At 38.6% G+C, this 16625-nt stretch carries 12 protein-coding genes; 5 read left to right on the forward strand and 7 right to left on the reverse strand.

Annotation, left to right across the window (positions count from 1 at the left end):
• Positions 1-158 precede the first annotated feature (158 nt).
• Entirely contained in the window at positions 159-1817 is a 1659-nt protein-coding gene (locus tag QWY87_RS09255; RefSeq protein WP_290290508.1) for an SGNH/GDSL hydrolase family protein, read from the forward strand.
• 30 nt (positions 1818-1847) lie between these two features.
• Here the strand turns inward: QWY87_RS09255 and QWY87_RS09260 are convergent, their stop codons facing one another.
• Entirely contained in the window at positions 1848-2981 is a 1134-nt protein-coding gene (locus QWY87_RS09260) for an ABC transporter substrate-binding protein (RefSeq protein WP_290290509.1), read from the reverse strand.
• 363 nt (positions 2982-3344) lie between these two features.
• Between QWY87_RS09260 and QWY87_RS09265 the strand changes: the two genes are divergently transcribed.
• Positions 3345-4514: a heparan-alpha-glucosaminide N-acetyltransferase domain-containing protein gene (locus QWY87_RS09265; RefSeq protein ID WP_290290511.1), complete on the forward strand. Its 1170-nt coding sequence runs from the start codon at positions 3345-3347 to the stop codon at positions 4512-4514.
• Between the two features lie 29 nt (positions 4515-4543).
• Positions 4544-5635, forward strand: coding sequence for a family 20 glycosylhydrolase (locus QWY87_RS09270; protein ID WP_290290512.1), 1092 nt, complete (start codon positions 4544-4546; stop codon positions 5633-5635).
• 46 nt (positions 5636-5681) lie between these two features.
• On the opposite strand, the gene QWY87_RS09275 is transcribed toward QWY87_RS09270, so the two are convergent.
• The gene (locus tag QWY87_RS09275; RefSeq protein ID WP_290290515.1) at positions 5682-7916 is read right to left on the reverse strand and encodes a SulP family inorganic anion transporter; all 2235 of its coding nucleotides are present in this window, start codon (positions 7914-7916) and stop codon (positions 5682-5684) included.
• 144 nt (positions 7917-8060) lie between these two features.
• Complete coding sequence (locus tag QWY87_RS09280) at positions 8061-9002, reverse strand: polysaccharide deacetylase family protein (protein WP_290290516.1); 942 nt, start codon at positions 9000-9002, stop codon at positions 8061-8063.
• Between the two features lie 229 nt (positions 9003-9231).
• Here QWY87_RS09280 and QWY87_RS09285 point away from each other — a divergent pair, with 229 nt between their 5' ends.
• On the forward strand, positions 9232-10113 hold the full coding sequence (locus QWY87_RS09285) for an SDR family oxidoreductase (RefSeq protein ID WP_290290517.1): 882 nt from the start codon (positions 9232-9234) through the stop codon (positions 10111-10113).
• Positions 10114-10245: 132 nt separating this feature from the next.
• On the opposite strand, the gene QWY87_RS09290 is transcribed toward QWY87_RS09285, so the two are convergent.
• From QWY87_RS09290 to QWY87_RS09305, 4 genes are all read right to left on the reverse strand, one after another.
• The gene (locus QWY87_RS09290) at positions 10246-11001 is read right to left on the reverse strand and encodes a hypothetical protein (protein ID WP_290290519.1); all 756 of its coding nucleotides are present in this window, start codon (positions 10999-11001) and stop codon (positions 10246-10248) included.
• Positions 11002-11146: 145 nt separating this feature from the next.
• Positions 11147-11917, reverse strand: a complete 771-nt coding sequence (locus QWY87_RS09295; RefSeq protein ID WP_290290521.1) for a hypothetical protein — start codon at positions 11915-11917, stop codon at positions 11147-11149.
• A gap of 124 nt (positions 11918-12041) precedes the next feature.
• Positions 12042-13046 carry a DUF3500 domain-containing protein gene (locus tag QWY87_RS09300; protein ID WP_290290523.1) on the reverse strand — a complete coding sequence of 335 codons (1005 nt, stop codon included), beginning with the start codon at positions 13044-13046 and terminating at the stop codon, positions 12042-12044.
• A 171-nt stretch (positions 13047-13217) separates the two neighbouring features.
• Positions 13218-14885, reverse strand: a complete 1668-nt coding sequence (locus QWY87_RS09305) for a hypothetical protein (protein WP_290290525.1) — start codon at positions 14883-14885, stop codon at positions 13218-13220.
• Between the two features lie 637 nt (positions 14886-15522).
• Between QWY87_RS09305 and QWY87_RS09310 the strand changes: the two genes are divergently transcribed.
• The gene (locus QWY87_RS09310) at positions 15523-16410 is read left to right on the forward strand and encodes a hypothetical protein (protein ID WP_290290527.1); all 888 of its coding nucleotides are present in this window, start codon (positions 15523-15525) and stop codon (positions 16408-16410) included.
• Positions 16411-16625: the final 215 nt, after the last annotated feature.

Consider the following 16625-nt stretch of genomic DNA (forward strand, 5'->3'; position numbering starts at 1 on the left):
TCAATTTAGTTAATATTTAAATACGTTAAAATTGATTAGAGCAAAAATTCACGGCGAAGCAATTTTACTAACATGAATTAGAATTTGGTCATCATCATTAATCACCTCAGATGAATACGATTTTTATATTTACATTTGGGTGAATCAAAAAAGCCCCCATGCAGCAACTAAAGCAACTTTCTCTTTGGATTTTCTTTCTTTTCGTGACATGCACTTATGCGCAAACAAGTTCCTCAGACACTACAAGAATTCTTTTTATAGGCAATAGCTATACATATTATAACAGCTCGCCTGAACTATTAAAATCAATGGTCAAGCAAAAACATCCAGATCATGAAATAGAGATTCAGCTAGTCAGTCAGGGCGGAATGACATTAGAACGACATTGGCAGGAAGACAGAACACATCAAGTAATCAAATCGAAAGCCTGGGACTATGTTGTGCTTCAAGAACAAAGTAAACTAGGCATGCCAGTCATGATAGATCAAGAAGTTTATTTTGGTCAGACAGACTTGTTTTTCGATTATGCCAGAAAATTTGATGCCGAAATAAAAGAAGCCGGTGCCAAAACCGTTTTTTTCATGACTTGGTCTGTTAAAAGCCGACCCGAAGAACAAGAGATCTTGACCTATGCCTATTCTAATATAGCACAAGAACTCAATGCTACCGTGGCACCTGTAGGCTTAGTATGGGATGCATTACGAGAAAGTGATCAATTCGATTTATATGATGTAGATGGGTCACACCCCTCTGCTCACGGATCGTATTTACTTGCAGCAACCATGTATGCCACCATGTTTAAAGAAGATCCAACTGGCGTATCGGGCGTCATTGCAGGCAGGAGATTAACAAGCAGTGGAGCATCAACTTTAGCTACCCAAGAGTTGGTCAATCTTTCAGATGCTGATGCAAAAAAAATTCAGAATAGTACTTGGCAAATCACAGAACAATTACAACAATCTAAGGGCTTACTAGATGTACAACAGCCGTCATCTAATTATAGCACTCCTGTTTTAACAGAAGGTGAAAACATAACTACAAATGCCATAGCAGGAAGCTGGTATGGAACATCAACTTATGGTTCTGATTATCTGGGCTTGATCATGGATGTTCAACAAAAAGATAAAAAACTTGCCATAAGCTTTTCGTTCTATTCACCTGATCGCAAAGATGTGATGGTCATTAAAGACCCTGAACTTGCCTCAAAGATGTTTCAATTTACGATGATTGACAGTCTAAGGGATATGAATTCTCAGCTGGAATTTGCACTTACAGATGGTCATTTAGCTGGATTATCTACCACTGCTGCTAATCATGTCATCCAATACAAACACTTGAATCTCTCAAGAGAAAATATTCAAAATGACCTGGACCTTGAAGCCTTAGACCAGTTAATGCAAAGCTTCGAATCAGACATTTCTAAAATAGGCTATGTGGATGCTGCCATTGAACATTATAAAAAATACAGCAAGCTCATTGACAGTAATTACCTTCCTGATGAAAATTACCTCAACATGCAAGGGTATAACCTGCTTCACGACCAAAAAATGAATGAGGCGCTTGATTTCTTTGAACTGGCCATGATCTTATATCCTCAATCTGTCAATACTTATGACAGTTATGGTGAAGCGCTGGCATTTGATGGTCAAAAAGACAAAGCTATAAATATCTATACCCAAGGTTATGAGCTCGCAAAAAAAACAGGAGACCCAGCTTTAGCTTATATTGAAAGGAGTTTAAAAAAATTAAAAGAAGGAACATTGACCAGTCCTCAAGGAGAAGCACCCTCGCCTCCGCCTCCGCCACAACCTCAATAGCGAGTCTGTTTTATATCCAGAACCAAGTTCTTATTCAGCCAAATCACGGCCAGATTTATGAAATAGGTCTTTAATTGACAATTTCTCCTCACTTAGGCCTTGGTCATAAGTATACTTGCAGATTTTTTTCAAAACCTGCTTGTTGGCTTCAATGCCATAAGAATAATATTTATCACCCATGAGCTTTCTGGTTTCATCCAACTCCTGACCGTACCATGGCAAGGAACTATAGGCCCAGCCCATTTTTCTCATAAAAATATAATTGATTTCTTTAGCCTCTTTATAGGCATCGAATATGGATGCTGCCAGCCAAGGATTCTCATCAAGTAATGCTGTTTTAACAGCCACTACATGCATGATAGGGAAAATACCCGTTTTGGTATAATAATCTTGTTCCACTTTTCGCGAATCGGGGAACAACCTAACTACATTCGGATCTCCTTTAAAAAATGCTTTGGGTTCAGCTGCGTGAAACAAGGCATCTACTTCTCCTGAAAGTAACAAGTCTGATTCATCCATCCCAACTGTACCATAAGTAATTGTTACGCCTTCAGGCTGTACTTGTTCTTGTTTGGATATTTTTCCAGAGACTTCTGTAGAGGAATCTTTTTTTGAAATGACCCATTCAATATCTTTTGGGTCTATGCCGTATTCATCTTTAAGCATGCCTCTTATCCATGTCAATGAACTAGATGAATAGCCAGCAGTGCCTACTTTTTTTCCTTTTAAATCTTCAGGTTTTTTAATACTGCCATCAGCACGAATAAAAATACTTTTGTGACGAAATAGTCTTAATGGAAAAATTGGTAGCAGGCTGTAATCACGAAACTTATCATTAGAATAAGCCAGCATAAATGGAATCAGGCCAAGTTCTGATACGTCAAAAGTTTGCTCTCCGCTAAAGGCAAGACTATTTAAATCTCCAATACTTGCTTTACCAATATCATATGAACATCGGTTAATACTTACTTTTTTATCTGTCAAAGCCTGTAAACGAGGAAAGTCATAACCGGCAATTTTTAAATGTAAATCCTCTTTATCTTCGGAGATGATATCACTCCCTTTTTTGATCAAATCAAATGAACTTAAAGAACCAATTAACCCGGCTCCTAAGGAGGATAATTTTAAAAAATTTCTCCTACCTGAAGTACTTTTTTCTTTCATAACAACATAAATTTTTTAGAATGGATAAGGCAACAGATCGCGTAATTTGACCTTAGGGATTGTTGGCTGACTTTGAGTAAATTTACTAAAAAATAAAATCAAAAACCAAACGACTCTTGTTATATTTTGAGACATGAAAGGGTAGTAAAATACATTGTAAAAAAAACCTTGAAAGCTTTAAGTTGATAATCGAGACTTATGTGTTGAATGTATAGATCTCTTTGTTGACTATCGAAATTACAATGTTAAACTAGTAATAATCCATACCTTTCTTTGACCAAGTGTATTCAGGCTATGCAGTGAATTTTCTTGGTAAAATTAATGCTATCATCTGACTAATAATCTCAGATTAAATCTTGCCTTATGAGACTTGCATCCATTGATATTCTTAGAGCCCTTACCATGTTATTGATGATCTGGGTAAATGATTTTTGGTCACTTATTGATATCCCCAAATGGTTAACTCACGCTTCAGCTTCTGAAGATTATATGGGTTTCTCAGATGTGATTTTTCCATTATTTCTATTTATTGTTGGGCTGAGCATTCCGCTGGCCATACAGCACAGGCTTGATAAAAAAGACAGTAATGCCAAGATTGCCAAACATATTCTGATCAGATCTGTTTCACTTTTAGTCATTGGGTTTTACTTGGTGAATTATGAAACGGCGCATCAAAGTATGGTTATTTCTAAAAGTGTTTGGTGTCTGCTACTGGCTTCTGCAGTGGTGTTGATTTGGATGAATTGGAAAAGAAGCCCGGTAGATCAAAAATGGCATAAATACCTCCAGGCTACAGGATATATCATACTGCTCATTCTAGCGGTGATTTATAAAGGCGGTGAAGATGGAACGCTTTGGATGACCACACAATGGTGGGGTATTCTAGGTTTAATTGGCTGGGCTTATTTACTCAATGCGCTGGTCTATTTGTATACTAAAGGCAATTTATGGCTCATGGTCTTGCTTTGGATTGTTCTCAACGGGCTGGCCGTATTAACCCACAGTAGCATGGCACCAGAACTCAATGGCGCCCTGAAATATTTATCGCCTATACTTACCGGAACAATACCCGCCTTTACCACTGCGGGTATCGTGGCTACTTTATTATTCAAAAAACTCAGAAATGGTGATATGAAATGGGTTTATGTCACCCTATTGAGCTTAGGTTTTATAAACATCATTTATGGTCTTGCCACAAGACCTATCTGGGGTATTTCAAAAATACAAGGAACCCCTTCATGGTTAGGTATTTGCACGGGTATCGGGTTTTTATTATTCGCCATACTATACTATATAGCCGATCAGAAAAAAATCACTTCCTGGGCCAGAATTATTGCTCCTGCTGGTACCGCAACACTTACCTGCTATATGATTCCTTATTTAATCTACCCCTTCTATAATATAACCGGTTTTCACTTTCCGGATGCTCTCAATACAGCCGCTCTCGGCCTATCACTCTCTTTTGTCTTTGCCTTACTCGTTGTGGTTTTTACGGGCTGGCTAGAGAAAAAAGGTTATAAATTAAAACTCTAAACTATTTGAAAAAATCAAATTCTCATCGGATGAAAAAATTATTATACGCTTTGTTATTACTCGTGTTGTTCAGTATTTCAACTCAGGCCCAAAGTTCGTTTACAGTAAATGGCTTGTGTATCGCTGCTCCCAGAACCGCTCAATTGGATGAGTTTGTCGCATTCATTGATAATGAAATCGCCCCTGCGGGCATCAATACTTTGATCTTGAGGGTAGATTTTAATTATGCCTATGCATCAAGGCCTGAGCTCAGCGATAAAAATCCACTCACCAAAGAACAGGTCAAAAAGTTGGTTGCCGTTTGCAAAAAACATGAGATTGACCTTATCCCACAGGTGAACCTTCTGGGGCATCAAAGTTGGGCGAGTACCTTGAATAAACTATTGGCTGTATATCCCGAATTTGATGAAACACCACATGTCAAGATTCCTGAAAAATATGAATGGCCTAACGATGATGGCTTGTATTGTAAAAGTTATTGTCCTTTGCATCCAGGTGTGCATGCAGTTGTTTTTGATTTGATAGATGAAATCGTCGAGGTATTTGAAGCCGACGCTTTTCACGCTGGCATGGATGAAGTGTTTTATATAGCCGATGAAAAATGCCCTCGTTGTATGGGAAAAGACCCTGCCCAACTGTTTGCCGGGGAAGTAACGAAGATTAGTGATCATTTAAATAAAAATGAGGCCCAGCTTTGGATATGGGGTGATCGTTTAATCGACGCCACTACCTCAGGCATTGGCATGTGGGAGGCCAGTATGAACAATACCTGGAGAGCGGTTGATATGATTCCAAAATCAGTCATCATTGCTGACTGGCACTATGAAAAGGCCCTTCCTACTCCTGCTTATTTTAGCCTTAAAGGATTTGATGTTGTAGCTTGTTCCTGGAGAAAACCTCAGGTAGCAAGAGATCAGGTACAGATGATCAATGCACTACAGCAAAACGCTACGCCAGAAATGAAAGAAAACTTATTGGGTGTGATGCATACGGTCTGGTCTTCTGCTGAAAACTTTATGGAAGCCTATGCAAAACACAAGGCAACCGATATCGATATTGAAAGTGACGTGGCATGCTTTAAGGCCATGACCTTAGCGGTTAAATCGTTACAAAAGAACTAATACACTCAAAATCTGCAAGAAAGTATGTCATACAAAAGCAGTTCTCTTAAGATTTGGCTTTCAAGGGCATATGACTTAATAAATCATGAACAAAGGTCAACATGTTTTGAACCTCATCGGTTCGTGCAATGTGCAAATATTTAAAGATCATTAAAGCTTCACCGTTGCTTTCAATATGATGCACTTCGTGATCTGCCATAAATTGCAAGAGCTCCTCTGTAAAAAAATCTCGTACTGCATTTTCGTCTTCACCACTTAGAATAAATTTAGAAGAGAAACCAGGGTTTTTTCTAAAGTTTATATCACGGTTTGCCCCTGACAGTACCCTTACCCTATTAAATATCTTATCAAAAAAACCTTCTTTATCAATGATAAAGCGAGGAATTTCAACAGGTAACCTTACTACTTGCACCGTAGTTTGATATATTTCTAAAGCCAGCATTGCTCCTTCATCGAATACGATATCTGCGATTTCCCACTGGGCGTCATTTTCGGCATCATAACCCTGTAAGGAGTTGCTTTTCATTTCGATTGGACGTGAATCAAAAAAGTGAAAATTTCTAAAATATGACGTGTTCCAATCCACCTCACGTTCAAACGACCATCCATTGGCAATGGCCATTTTCTGCAAGCGAATTTGCCTTTTGGTAATTCTCTTTTTTACACGACCCGTTATAATTTTTAGCGCCCTGTTGTGGCTGGTTGAGGCCACGTGGTTATCTAATCCAACAAGCTTTACATCACCTCCGTTGTTATCATGCATTCGCTTGATTTCAATCAAGTTTTCCATGATCGACAAATCTACCAGCCTTGATTGCGATAGATCTATCTGCATACTTGAGCCCAAAGGCACATCAGCTAATAGTTTATCCAGCTGCAAGGCATATAAAAAATTACTGATTCCTTTTAGTTTTACATCATAGCTGCCATTTTCCAATAGCGTTACTTTTGAGCCTGAGTTGTATATTTTTCTAAAGAATTCTACAAACCCAACTTTAGCCAAAAGCATATGTAGTAACAAGGTTAATAAAATGCCTCCAATAATACCATACAGCAAGTCAGTGTATAAGGTGATAATTAAAGTGGCCGATAAGAATAGCAATTGCTCAACTCCCTGATCATAGGCCCGTTTAAATACTATAGGAGAGGCCAATTTGAATCCTGTAAACACCAGAATAGCGGCTAAGGCAGCCAAGGGAATACTTTTCAAAACAGGTGATAATAAAAGCACAAAGAGAATTAAATACAGTCCGTGATACAAATTTGACCATTTGGTCTTGGCACCACTATTTACATTTACGGTACTTCGCACAATTACGTTGATAATAGGCAAGCCTCCTAAGGCTCCTGAAACCATTGTACTCAATCCTACACCGATTAAATCTTTATTCAAATTTGTAGTTCGCTTGTAGGGATCTAACTGGTCTACCGCCCGGGCGCTTGCCAGTGTCACCACTGTTGCGATGGTAGTTATTGATAATACTGTCATCCAAAATGGCCAGGTAGCCACCATGGCAAAATCAGGATGCATGATACTATCCATTATATTGTCGGGTATATCAATCAGTAAGTCAGGGCCTACTTCATAATTCATTCCAAATATCGAAATACTATGGGCGTTAAAAAAATCAAAGGCAAACACAATTGGCAGGGCCAAAATCAAGACCCACATGGCAGCCGGGATCATGCGCACAAACTTGTGATTGATCTTTTTATAATAAGTAAGAATCAAAACCCCTACCAGTGAAATAATAAAAACAAACGGATTGGCCCGAGGTAAAAGTCGAACCGCATCTGCAAGACCACCGATAATGGTGTCCGCATCTGAAGAAGTTCCTAAAGCATAGTGAATTTGTTTGGTGAAAATAATCACCCCTATCGCTGCTAAAATTCCTTGTAAAACTGATGAGGGCAACAACCTGGCAAAGCGCCCCAGTTTTAAAAAGCCCATGATAATTTGTATGCCACCGGCAACTACAATGGCTGCTAATACATAATTGATGTTTCCATCCAAAGCCGCCAAACCACCCAGAATAGCAGCAATTAATCCAGCAGCAGGACCATTAATGGTCAGATTTCCTCCACGAAAGAAAGTAGTAACCACACCACCGATAATGGCAGATAACACGCCTGCAATCGGGGCTACTTCTGAAGCAACGGCTATCCCTAAAGCCAAGGGTAAGGCCACAAGAGATACACTTATTGCTGCCGATACGTCTTGACGCCAATTCTCTTTAAAACCTTTAAACCCGGTTGCGGGAGTTGGATTGCCTGATATCATTGATTTGTTTAAGTTTGGAATATACTCCTAATTCATTAGATCACATAGAAATTCTATGCTTCGGGTGAAAAGATAAAAAAAATAGGGGAATATAAATTTATTATAACTGGAATTGAATTATCAATAAACCATCGCAGACAACATTCAATCTTTATATAATGTTTCCTTAATCTGTCTCCAGGTGACCAACTTGATGTTTTCTTCTTTGAGAAGCTTAGCACAGGCCTCTGAAGTAAAATAGTCATAGTCTTTTTGTCTCCAGGCATTACCCCATTCAGGATGATCGATGGTCATTGCTTTTAACTCTTCATTGTCATAAGCTGTATGGATCAAAAAAGTTGAAATCCCAGGTTTGAGGTTTTTGATGGCATTGTTATAATAGGCAACGGTTCCTTTTTCGTATTCTTCTGGCATAATGGTCAGAATACTTTCGAGAACAACCTTAACTTCATACTTTTTAAGTAACTCCTCAGGAAAAGCCTTGTTCACCATCACAGGTATTTTATACTCCTGCCCCATTTTTAAATAAGCCTCTATCAACTCTTGGGTTTGCATGAGACAACCCATATGACTGTCTAAATGAGTAGGTACCAATCCCATGGCATAAGCCCTGTCTATTTGAGCTCTTAATTCAGCTTCCACTTCCTTAATATTGACCTCTGACCTGCAACCTTCATGAAAATACCCATGTTCATTAATTAAAGTGGGTACTTTATCGATTGAACTCACAGGGCCCCATTTATAGTGTTTCCATTCAGAAGACAAAACCAGGTGCAAGCCAAAATCATGTGTATCAGGATGGGCTTTAGCATAATTGGCTACTTCTAAGACCCAAGGTGTGGGCATCATCACACTGGCGGAATTTACGGATCCATTTTCAATGGCCTTAATTGATGCGGCGTTTTCAGAATGTGCTACACCCAAATCATCTGCGTGAATGATCAGTAATTTAGCATCGGCAGCATAACCCAATTTAGTGGCCACATTCTCCTGAGCCTGGGCCCATACTGCTGAAAAAATAAAAACAAGCAGAGACGCTACAACTCTCATTTGTTTTAGGTTTAAAAATGTTTTATTCGTTTTCATGTTGGTTTGGTTAAAACTATGGGCTCCCCTAAATTCAAAGATTGTTTAAAAAGTTCCCTAATGTGATTGATGTTTAAATATACATTAAAATTAAACACTCAGAAAAAATATAGGTTTTGATAAAAAATTGATGCGCTTCGGATAAAAAATAAGCAGCTTCGTCCAGTGTTATTTTATTTCGGCTTAAATAAATTGTATTTTAAGGCACTTAACCCCTAATCAATAAACCATGAAAAACATACTTATCACCGGATGCAGTACCGGTTTCGGATTTTTAGCAGCAAAACACTTCTCAGACAAAAATTATAATGTCTTTGCCAGCATGAGAAACGCCAATGGAAAGAATGCTTCGGCAGCCGAGGAATTAAAAAAACACGGTGCTACGAACCAGAACAACATTCAGGTCATTGAATTAGATGTCACTTCAGATGAAAGCGTTCAAAATGCTGTTTCAGGACTACCTGCAATGGATGTGCTTATCAACAATGCAGGCCTTGGCTATGGAGGCCCGTTAGAAGCCTTTAGCTCTGCACAGGTCCTGGAACAATTAGACGTAAATATCGTAGGAACCGTTAGGGTAGCCAAAGCGGTACTTCCAGGTATGAGAAAACAGAAATCAGGCCTGATCATCCAACTCAGCTCTATAGCCGGAAGAGGAGCTTTTCCTGGATTCAGCGTGTATCATGCCAGCAAATGGGGTCTCGAAGGCCTAAGTGAAGCAATGCGCTATGAGCTGGCACCGCTTGGTATAGACGTAGTAATGGTAGAACCAGGCCCATTTGCAACCAACTTTTTTGGTAATGTCGTGCCACCTTCAGACGAAGAAATTGGTACAGCCTATCAGCATGTGAACGATTTTCTCGAAGGTTTTGGTCAGCAGGTAGAAGGTGCTTTTGAAAACGCTGATGCCCCTACAGACCCAATGCATGTTGTCAATATTTTTGACAAACTCATTGAAACCCCTCCCGGTCAAAGACCGCTAAGAACCATTGCCGGACTTGACTTTGGTTTTCAAGCCTTGAACGATGCCGTAGAGCCCTTGAGAAAAGCCTCGCTTGCTTCAATGGGTATTGAAGCGCTAGATGGGCCATCAGTTTCTGTTGAATCTTAATTAGAATCCAGTATTTTAAAAAATTCCTGTACAAATCAAATTGTTTTTGATCTGCACAGGAGTTTTAATGTAATGACATTTTAAAACCGTAAAAAAGAACGAAAATTCAATCTAATTAACCTCATCTAAGATCTAAAAGATCTTGTTTACAGATTTGGCTATTTTAGTCCATTCCTCATCAGTAGTTGACTCGACAAGATCAAAATGAAGCTTAACGATACCATCAAAAAATTGTTCTCTTGCATCATCTATAGCAGCTAATGCCTCATTCAATTCTTCTTCGTTAGCATCCTTTTCTCCAAATTCCTCCAATTCTCTTATGGTTCTGTTCATATTAGCATCCACATAATTCTTCATATCGCTTTTAAACGTATCAAGGGTTGCCAAAATTTTCGCCTTATGGTCAGCATCGCTTATTTCTTTTTCAACAGTACTTTGCAGTTTAGCAAAATTCTTCTCAAATTCTTTGTAAGCTTTTTCCTGTTTCTTTATCTCTTTTTTGTCAAATTCCTCCAGTGATTTTGCAATGATCAACTCCCATTCTTCATCACTAAGCATCTCTAAAGTTTTCACTCTATTTTGGACCCCAGTTGTTTGAACACCTTTCCAGGCAAGATTTGCGTCATCAAGAATCTCTTGAATATCCTTTGAAGAAGCATTCCTGTCAAGGTTCAATTTCTTCATCTTCTTTTTAGACTTATTCAAATCTTTCTGAACCTTTTTAAATTCCTTCTCATAAGGTTTAAAAGAACTGATGACTTCTTTTTGTCTTTCTTTATCATCAATATTAGTCTTGACCTCCTTTGGGAAATCTTCAATGACAAATGCTGATATATTTCCTCCTCCTAATAACATTCCGATTAACAAACTGAGTGAAGCAACTAGCATAATTTTAAAAGTTTTTATGATTTATTTTGGGTAATATAGGCAATAAAAATGTGGAAACAATAAAATGAATTATTGTTTCCACAGAAATATTATTTAAAAAAATATTAGGTATATAATAGATTATCAGGACTCTAAATATAATAGATCACTTCAAGGTCATTACCCTTTCATAAATAATTCTTCTCTCAAAACCATTAGGTGTTAATTCATCCATCTTAGTCTTATCAGCCACTTCATCCCATGCTGCTGCATTTGGAGAGTTAGCGCTAGTTTCTGTCCAACGTAAATAATCAAGGGCGTCGTTTAATTTGTTAAAGCCATCAACTGTAAAAACTGAAAATCGATCTAGGTTTCCTACTGGATAGATCACTGATGATATACCCCAATAGGTCATGCCATTCAAAATATTATCGATACTGGCTTCATGCAGTGGTTTCCAAAGCGATTTGTTTTCTTGAATAAAGGCTGCTAGGTCAGTAGGCTTCGCATAATTGACCAGCGCGTATTTATAGCTACCATCAATATGGTCTTCAGCTTGTATATAATAATCAAAGGTAGTTGTGGTGAATGAACTTGTTTCAATATCCTCAGGTTTTACATCACCTATGGCGTCCATATTATCAGTCCATACTTTATTGAGGTCCATTTGGTCAAGGTTCTCAAAAGTGTTTACAAACACATAATTTGGCGAAGTATCTGAAGAACTGGTGATCCCTACTTTTTTCCATAATGTCCAGGATGTCATTTGTCCTTTTTTAATAGCCGAAGCGGCTACTTTAGACCAATGTTTTGTTTCACGTTCTATAAATTTCTCTTCCTGATCAGCAGGTACGTGTCGGTATTGTAAATAACTTATTTGCCCGATCATTGATCCGGTCATAAGCACAAGTACTAAAAATAAAAATAGTTTTTTCATGGTAAAAGGGTTGATTTGATAAATAATTCTCTTAAAGTTACGGAATTTTTTACAGATTATTCTGAAAGACAATAGTTTGACTTTTAATACAGCAGAAAAGAAGCTTAAAATCTAATAAAAATCCCTAAAAATGACTTGACTCTAAATAGTGCTCCTTGATCAGGTCTTTTCCAAAATCACCCATAAAATCACGCCACACGGTATGGATATGGTTTGCCCCACCGAGGGTGTTATCAAACTCAATTAAAAAAGATTTTCCCTGGATACGGTAATAATGGCCTTGACCCAGCGCAGTAGCTCCTGCCCATCCAAACCTGATCTCATCTAAATTCTCCTCTTCTAATTGCTTCATCCGTCTCTTCGCTATATCTTCTGGCATGGTAGCGAGGTATTCCTCTATAAGACTAATCAATACTATTTTTTGGTCTTCGTTTAGGGATGACATTTTGATGCCTACTGGCTGAAGTGGTCCTACTTCTGTGGCATTAGAGGTTACTATTTCAATATAAGATCTGTCGCTAAAAATAGCCATTAGCCTTTGGGAGGAGTCCATTGAATTGATGAGCTGAAGCCCCATATCATCTTCTTCTGCCAGAGTACGCTCCCCTTTTCTTTTCCCTCTTGGTATCACAGCTGGGCTTGCCCCCATAAATCTGGGTGTCATGCTCACTTCTTTATCAGTTATGGTGAAATTCAAGGAAATATGATGCCCTTCAAACGACCAGGCCCAAAGCTGGTCTTTTAATGGGTCGCCATAGATGGCTATAAAATATTTTTCAGCGTCTCTGAATTCGCTATCTCCACCTAAATCAACCAAGACATTTTCAAGATCCATAATCCTGAGTATTTTCTTAAACCCTGCCTCACTTAATTGATCTTGCAACATGATAAAGAACAATTCTTTTTGTCTTCGTTCTAAATCTTTCAGTAGTATTCCTTTTCGGGGCCACATCGCCCCGGGTAAAAAATGCCAGAATTCACGTGAGAGGTGATTAAATTCCAGTTGTGTTTTCTCCAGTTGCTTTTCGTCTAAAGAAGATAGAAACTTTTCGACCGGACTGGTTTTTACGTATTGAAAAGCCATAAACCCCAGCATGAAAATAAGAACTAAGCCGTATGTTTTTTTCATAGTTTACAATTTCACAAAATTCAGAATCAATCTAAAGTTAATACTTTTTTTCAAAAAGCAAAACATGTTCCATTTAGCTGTAAAAGAGTATAGAGAATTAACACTTTGGCCTCTCAACAGAATATGGCATCACCATTAAAAATACCGATTTTAATGTATCATTAGAAAGTGCTAATTTCCTAGAACGCTCATATGCGCCTTCGAGCCCGTCATCTGCCAATGACCTAATGAAATTGGGATGTTCCCGATGGCGTTCAGGCTGTCAAAAAAGTCTTTAGGCTTAAATGCCTCGCGCTTATGTTCCTGTAGTCTGGCATAGTCAGCCAAGGCGTTCTCCAAAAGGTATTTTCCCGTAATATAACTGGTGCCATATCCGGGTTGACGCAGGTATAAACTCTGTTCAAAAATGAGCAATTCTTTTTCGGTTTTCATCCAGCCACGAGGTGTATATTCAGAGTGAATACCTCCGGCTTCTTCCATATTCATTTCATTAGCATGGGCATATAAAGAACCTAAGCCACGGGCAGCACGCTGGGCGATCATGATATACACGATCTCTTTTGTTCTGGGGCTGTCATCGTATAAGCCGGCTTGCATAAACATTTCTTCAACCGCTGTGGCAGTACCTTCATTTCTTGAATCAAAAATGTTGTACAATAACGGTCCCCTTCTGATCACACTTTTATGCGGTTCGTTATCCATACGGGCCAGTTCGAACCAATGGTAAAAATGAGAGTATAAAGGCCTTGGGTCATAGTGCTCTCCAATTGAGAAAAAATTACGTTCAGCTTTAGGGATGTATTCACCCAGATGTTCGCGCAGGGCAGGCTCAAAATAAGGCTTCACGGTTACAATATCTTGCTGGTCCAAAAAGTCAATCAAGCTTCTGGCTCCTGCATCAGCCATTTTATCATAGGCTTCCGGAGAATCAGCGTCAAGTAATTGAGGCAGGTTTCTGTTTCGATGTTCTTCAAATTTTAGAGCTGACCAGGCTCGGGCCAGTTCACGTTTTAAAATCATGACCTCATCATCCCAGGTTAAGGGTACCAAATGCACATTTTGCAAATACCAGGTATAATTGTCTTTCCCAATACCTGAAGGCCCTGTTTTTGACTCCCCTTGCTCCTGTAACCAGGAAACCAGGTTATCGGTTGACAAAATGGCCTGATCAATAAGCGCCACTAATTCAGCATCCTGTTCAATAGAAGGCTTTGCCTTAAACCTGTTCAGCACAACACTTTGGTACTGGATGTCTCTAATACCTGTAATCCATAAATCTCTGGCATTCCCGGTTAGGTTTTGTTTGGCTTGTGTGTTCAGTGGGGCAATAACTTTTAGATCGCTTATTATTCTTGTCCTTTCCTCAGGGGATAGCGGTAATTCATAGGTCCATAACTCAGTGGTGCCATGATGGGTAGGTCCTTCATGTGCCGGGACGTCACTTTTATAAGACCACACTGACTTGTAATATGCCGGGTCACGTTCCCATGGTTTTAAGATGCGGTGGTTAAAATCATATCCATTCATCTCAGCCCAAACCACCATCCAGTCTACCTGATGTTCAACCGGCCAATTCGCCGTATCAATACTTTGCAATGCCGCTTGCAGTTCTTTAAATTCAGGCCAGCGCTTCGTAAAAGTTGCTGCCCTATAATCAGGAGCGCCTTCATACAAAGGTGGGTTTTCAAAATCTCGCCAGGTTTTAAACAAGGTTTCTAAATCAGCGTAATCGCTTGTTGTGAAGCTGTTTGCTTTGGTTTTTTCTGAGGATGCTTCTTTTTTTTCGGTGTTGCAGGATATTAGCAGGACGCTTATTGCGAGAATGATTAGGTTTTTCATTTTATTGGTTTGGTGTTGAAGTTCACAAGATAACGTTATTTGTTCTTTTGCCTTGATACAAAAGAACGAAAAAATCAAGACTGCTTTTAATTCTCTGTAGCTTTCCCTCCTTATTTTCTCCTCCGCAGCCTGAATCGTTTCACTTAACGGCTGCTCCTCTTCCATCCTAAAATAAGTCGGAAGCTAAAACGAGAATTCAAAGAGGTCGCTTTCGATTCAGACTATAAGCATTGATTAGATCGAAACTTTTACGTCAGTGTAGGTTTTAAGTGCGTAAAGGGTTTTTGAAACCTTGGAAAAAATTTAGCACTTAATAACCGGTTTTTAGGCGTTCGAAGAAAAGCTTAAAAAACACCTCGTAAAAGCAACCTCCTTTTTTTTGGTTCGTTTTTTTTGGAGGAGCAAAAAAAATGAATAATAAAATAATCTTTATCACCCACCTGCCGACAGGCAGGTCAAATCTTCAATCTCCAATCCCCGCCTGCCGGCAGGCAGGTCAAATCTTCAATCCCTGCCTATCTCGCTGTAGGCACTAAAAAGCCGTACCCTCATCAGGGTATTTTAACAAACACTACGGTAATCCATAAGGATATGCTTTAATTAAGACCTACTTTTCACCTAAAATCAAATTGTTTTTATGAAAAAGTGTTTATTATTATTGATTGTACTGAGTCAAATTATCTCTTGTAGTCCTGATAGTTTAGAAAATAATTATTCTTCCTATGATCGAGGGACTGAGCTTTCAGAAGATGATCCAACTCCAGAAGATGGTTATTTATTAAAAAAAGTGTCGCATAGAAAGTATGGTGAAACCGATATTCTGGATGACACAGAATTTGAATATGACAATCAGGAACGACTTATTAAATCGACCTCACATGGTTATTCAAATGGTGAATCCGAAATTCTAAGTGAATCAAATTATGAATACAATGACCAGGGCCGTCTCTCAAAAATCACCCGACATAGTAATCGTGCAAGTAAGCTAGAAGGCTTATCTGAAACTGAAAAACTCAATATGAGTGGTGGCATAACTGAGTTCATTTATGAACAAGATTTAACAATAAAGAACAGCTACAATCTTAACAACGAATTAAGACGTATAACTCACACTTTCAATGCGTCAGATAATGAATTTCATCAGAATGAATACCTTCCTGATGGTACCTTAGAAATTACAAGAATCGAATATCAGGGCGATGGAGACTGTTCTTTAAAAAGGATTGAATTCCATCAGGATGGAGAAATGATTCGCCACACTGAATATGAGTATTTGGATGCGAACTGCAGTTTTAGGGCTACAGCCATTAACCATCAATACAGTCAATTTTCATTTGAAGACACCGTCACCATGGACTCAAAAAACAGTGTTATCGAACAAGTATCAAGAGACTTAGCGGGGATTATATCCAAAGACTATTCTTATAAAAATGAAATCACTTATAATGCGCAAGACTATCCTCTCCATGAAATAAGGACTACTCAAGAGGGAGTGAAATCTGAGACTTTATATGAGTATTATTGATTTGTTTTTTCTTTTGTCTTAATGCCTTGGTTCTTTACAGCGATAAGGGGTTTAATAATTTTCTTTGTCCTTTTACTCATCTATCTTTTATTTTTTATTAAGGAATTCGTGAAATCAAAGAGGTCGCTTTCCTTCAGATAACAAATTTGTTTGAAAGAACACTTCATAAATCCCTGCCTCGCCGGCAGGCAGGTCAAATCTTCAATCTTCAATCC

The organism is Lutimonas halocynthiae (assembly GCF_030409835.1).
In the GTDB taxonomy this organism is placed as follows: domain Bacteria; phylum Bacteroidota; class Bacteroidia; order Flavobacteriales; family Flavobacteriaceae; genus Lutimonas; species Lutimonas halocynthiae.

Excerpts from the sequence above, each read along its gene's own strand:
- QWY87_RS09255 (WP_290290508.1), top strand. The coding sequence starts at position 159 with ATGCAGCAACTAAAGCAACTTTCTCTTTGGATTTTCTTTCTTTTCGTG.
- QWY87_RS09260 (WP_290290509.1), bottom strand. The coding sequence starts at position 2,981 with ATGAAAGAAAAAAGTACTTCAGGTAGGAGAAATTTTTTAAAATTATCC.
- QWY87_RS09265 (WP_290290511.1), top strand. The coding sequence starts at position 3,345 with ATGAGACTTGCATCCATTGATATTCTTAGAGCCCTTACCATGTTATTG.
- QWY87_RS09270 (WP_290290512.1), top strand. The coding sequence starts at position 4,544 with ATGAAAAAATTATTATACGCTTTGTTATTACTCGTGTTGTTCAGTATT.
- QWY87_RS09275 (WP_290290515.1), bottom strand. The coding sequence starts at position 7,916 with ATGATATCAGGCAATCCAACTCCCGCAACCGGGTTTAAAGGTTTTAAA.
- QWY87_RS09280 (WP_290290516.1), bottom strand. The coding sequence starts at position 9,002 with ATGAAAACGAATAAAACATTTTTAAACCTAAAACAAATGAGAGTTGTA.
- QWY87_RS09285 (WP_290290517.1), top strand. The coding sequence starts at position 9,232 with ATGAAAAACATACTTATCACCGGATGCAGTACCGGTTTCGGATTTTTA.
- QWY87_RS09290 (WP_290290519.1), bottom strand. The coding sequence starts at position 11,001 with ATGCTAGTTGCTTCACTCAGTTTGTTAATCGGAATGTTATTAGGAGGA.
- QWY87_RS09295 (WP_290290521.1), bottom strand. The coding sequence starts at position 11,917 with ATGAAAAAACTATTTTTATTTTTAGTACTTGTGCTTATGACCGGATCA.
- QWY87_RS09300 (WP_290290523.1), bottom strand. The coding sequence starts at position 13,046 with ATGAAAAAAACATACGGCTTAGTTCTTATTTTCATGCTGGGGTTTATG.
- QWY87_RS09305 (WP_290290525.1), bottom strand. The coding sequence starts at position 14,885 with ATGAAAAACCTAATCATTCTCGCAATAAGCGTCCTGCTAATATCCTGC.
- QWY87_RS09310 (WP_290290527.1), top strand. The coding sequence starts at position 15,523 with ATGAAAAAGTGTTTATTATTATTGATTGTACTGAGTCAAATTATCTCT.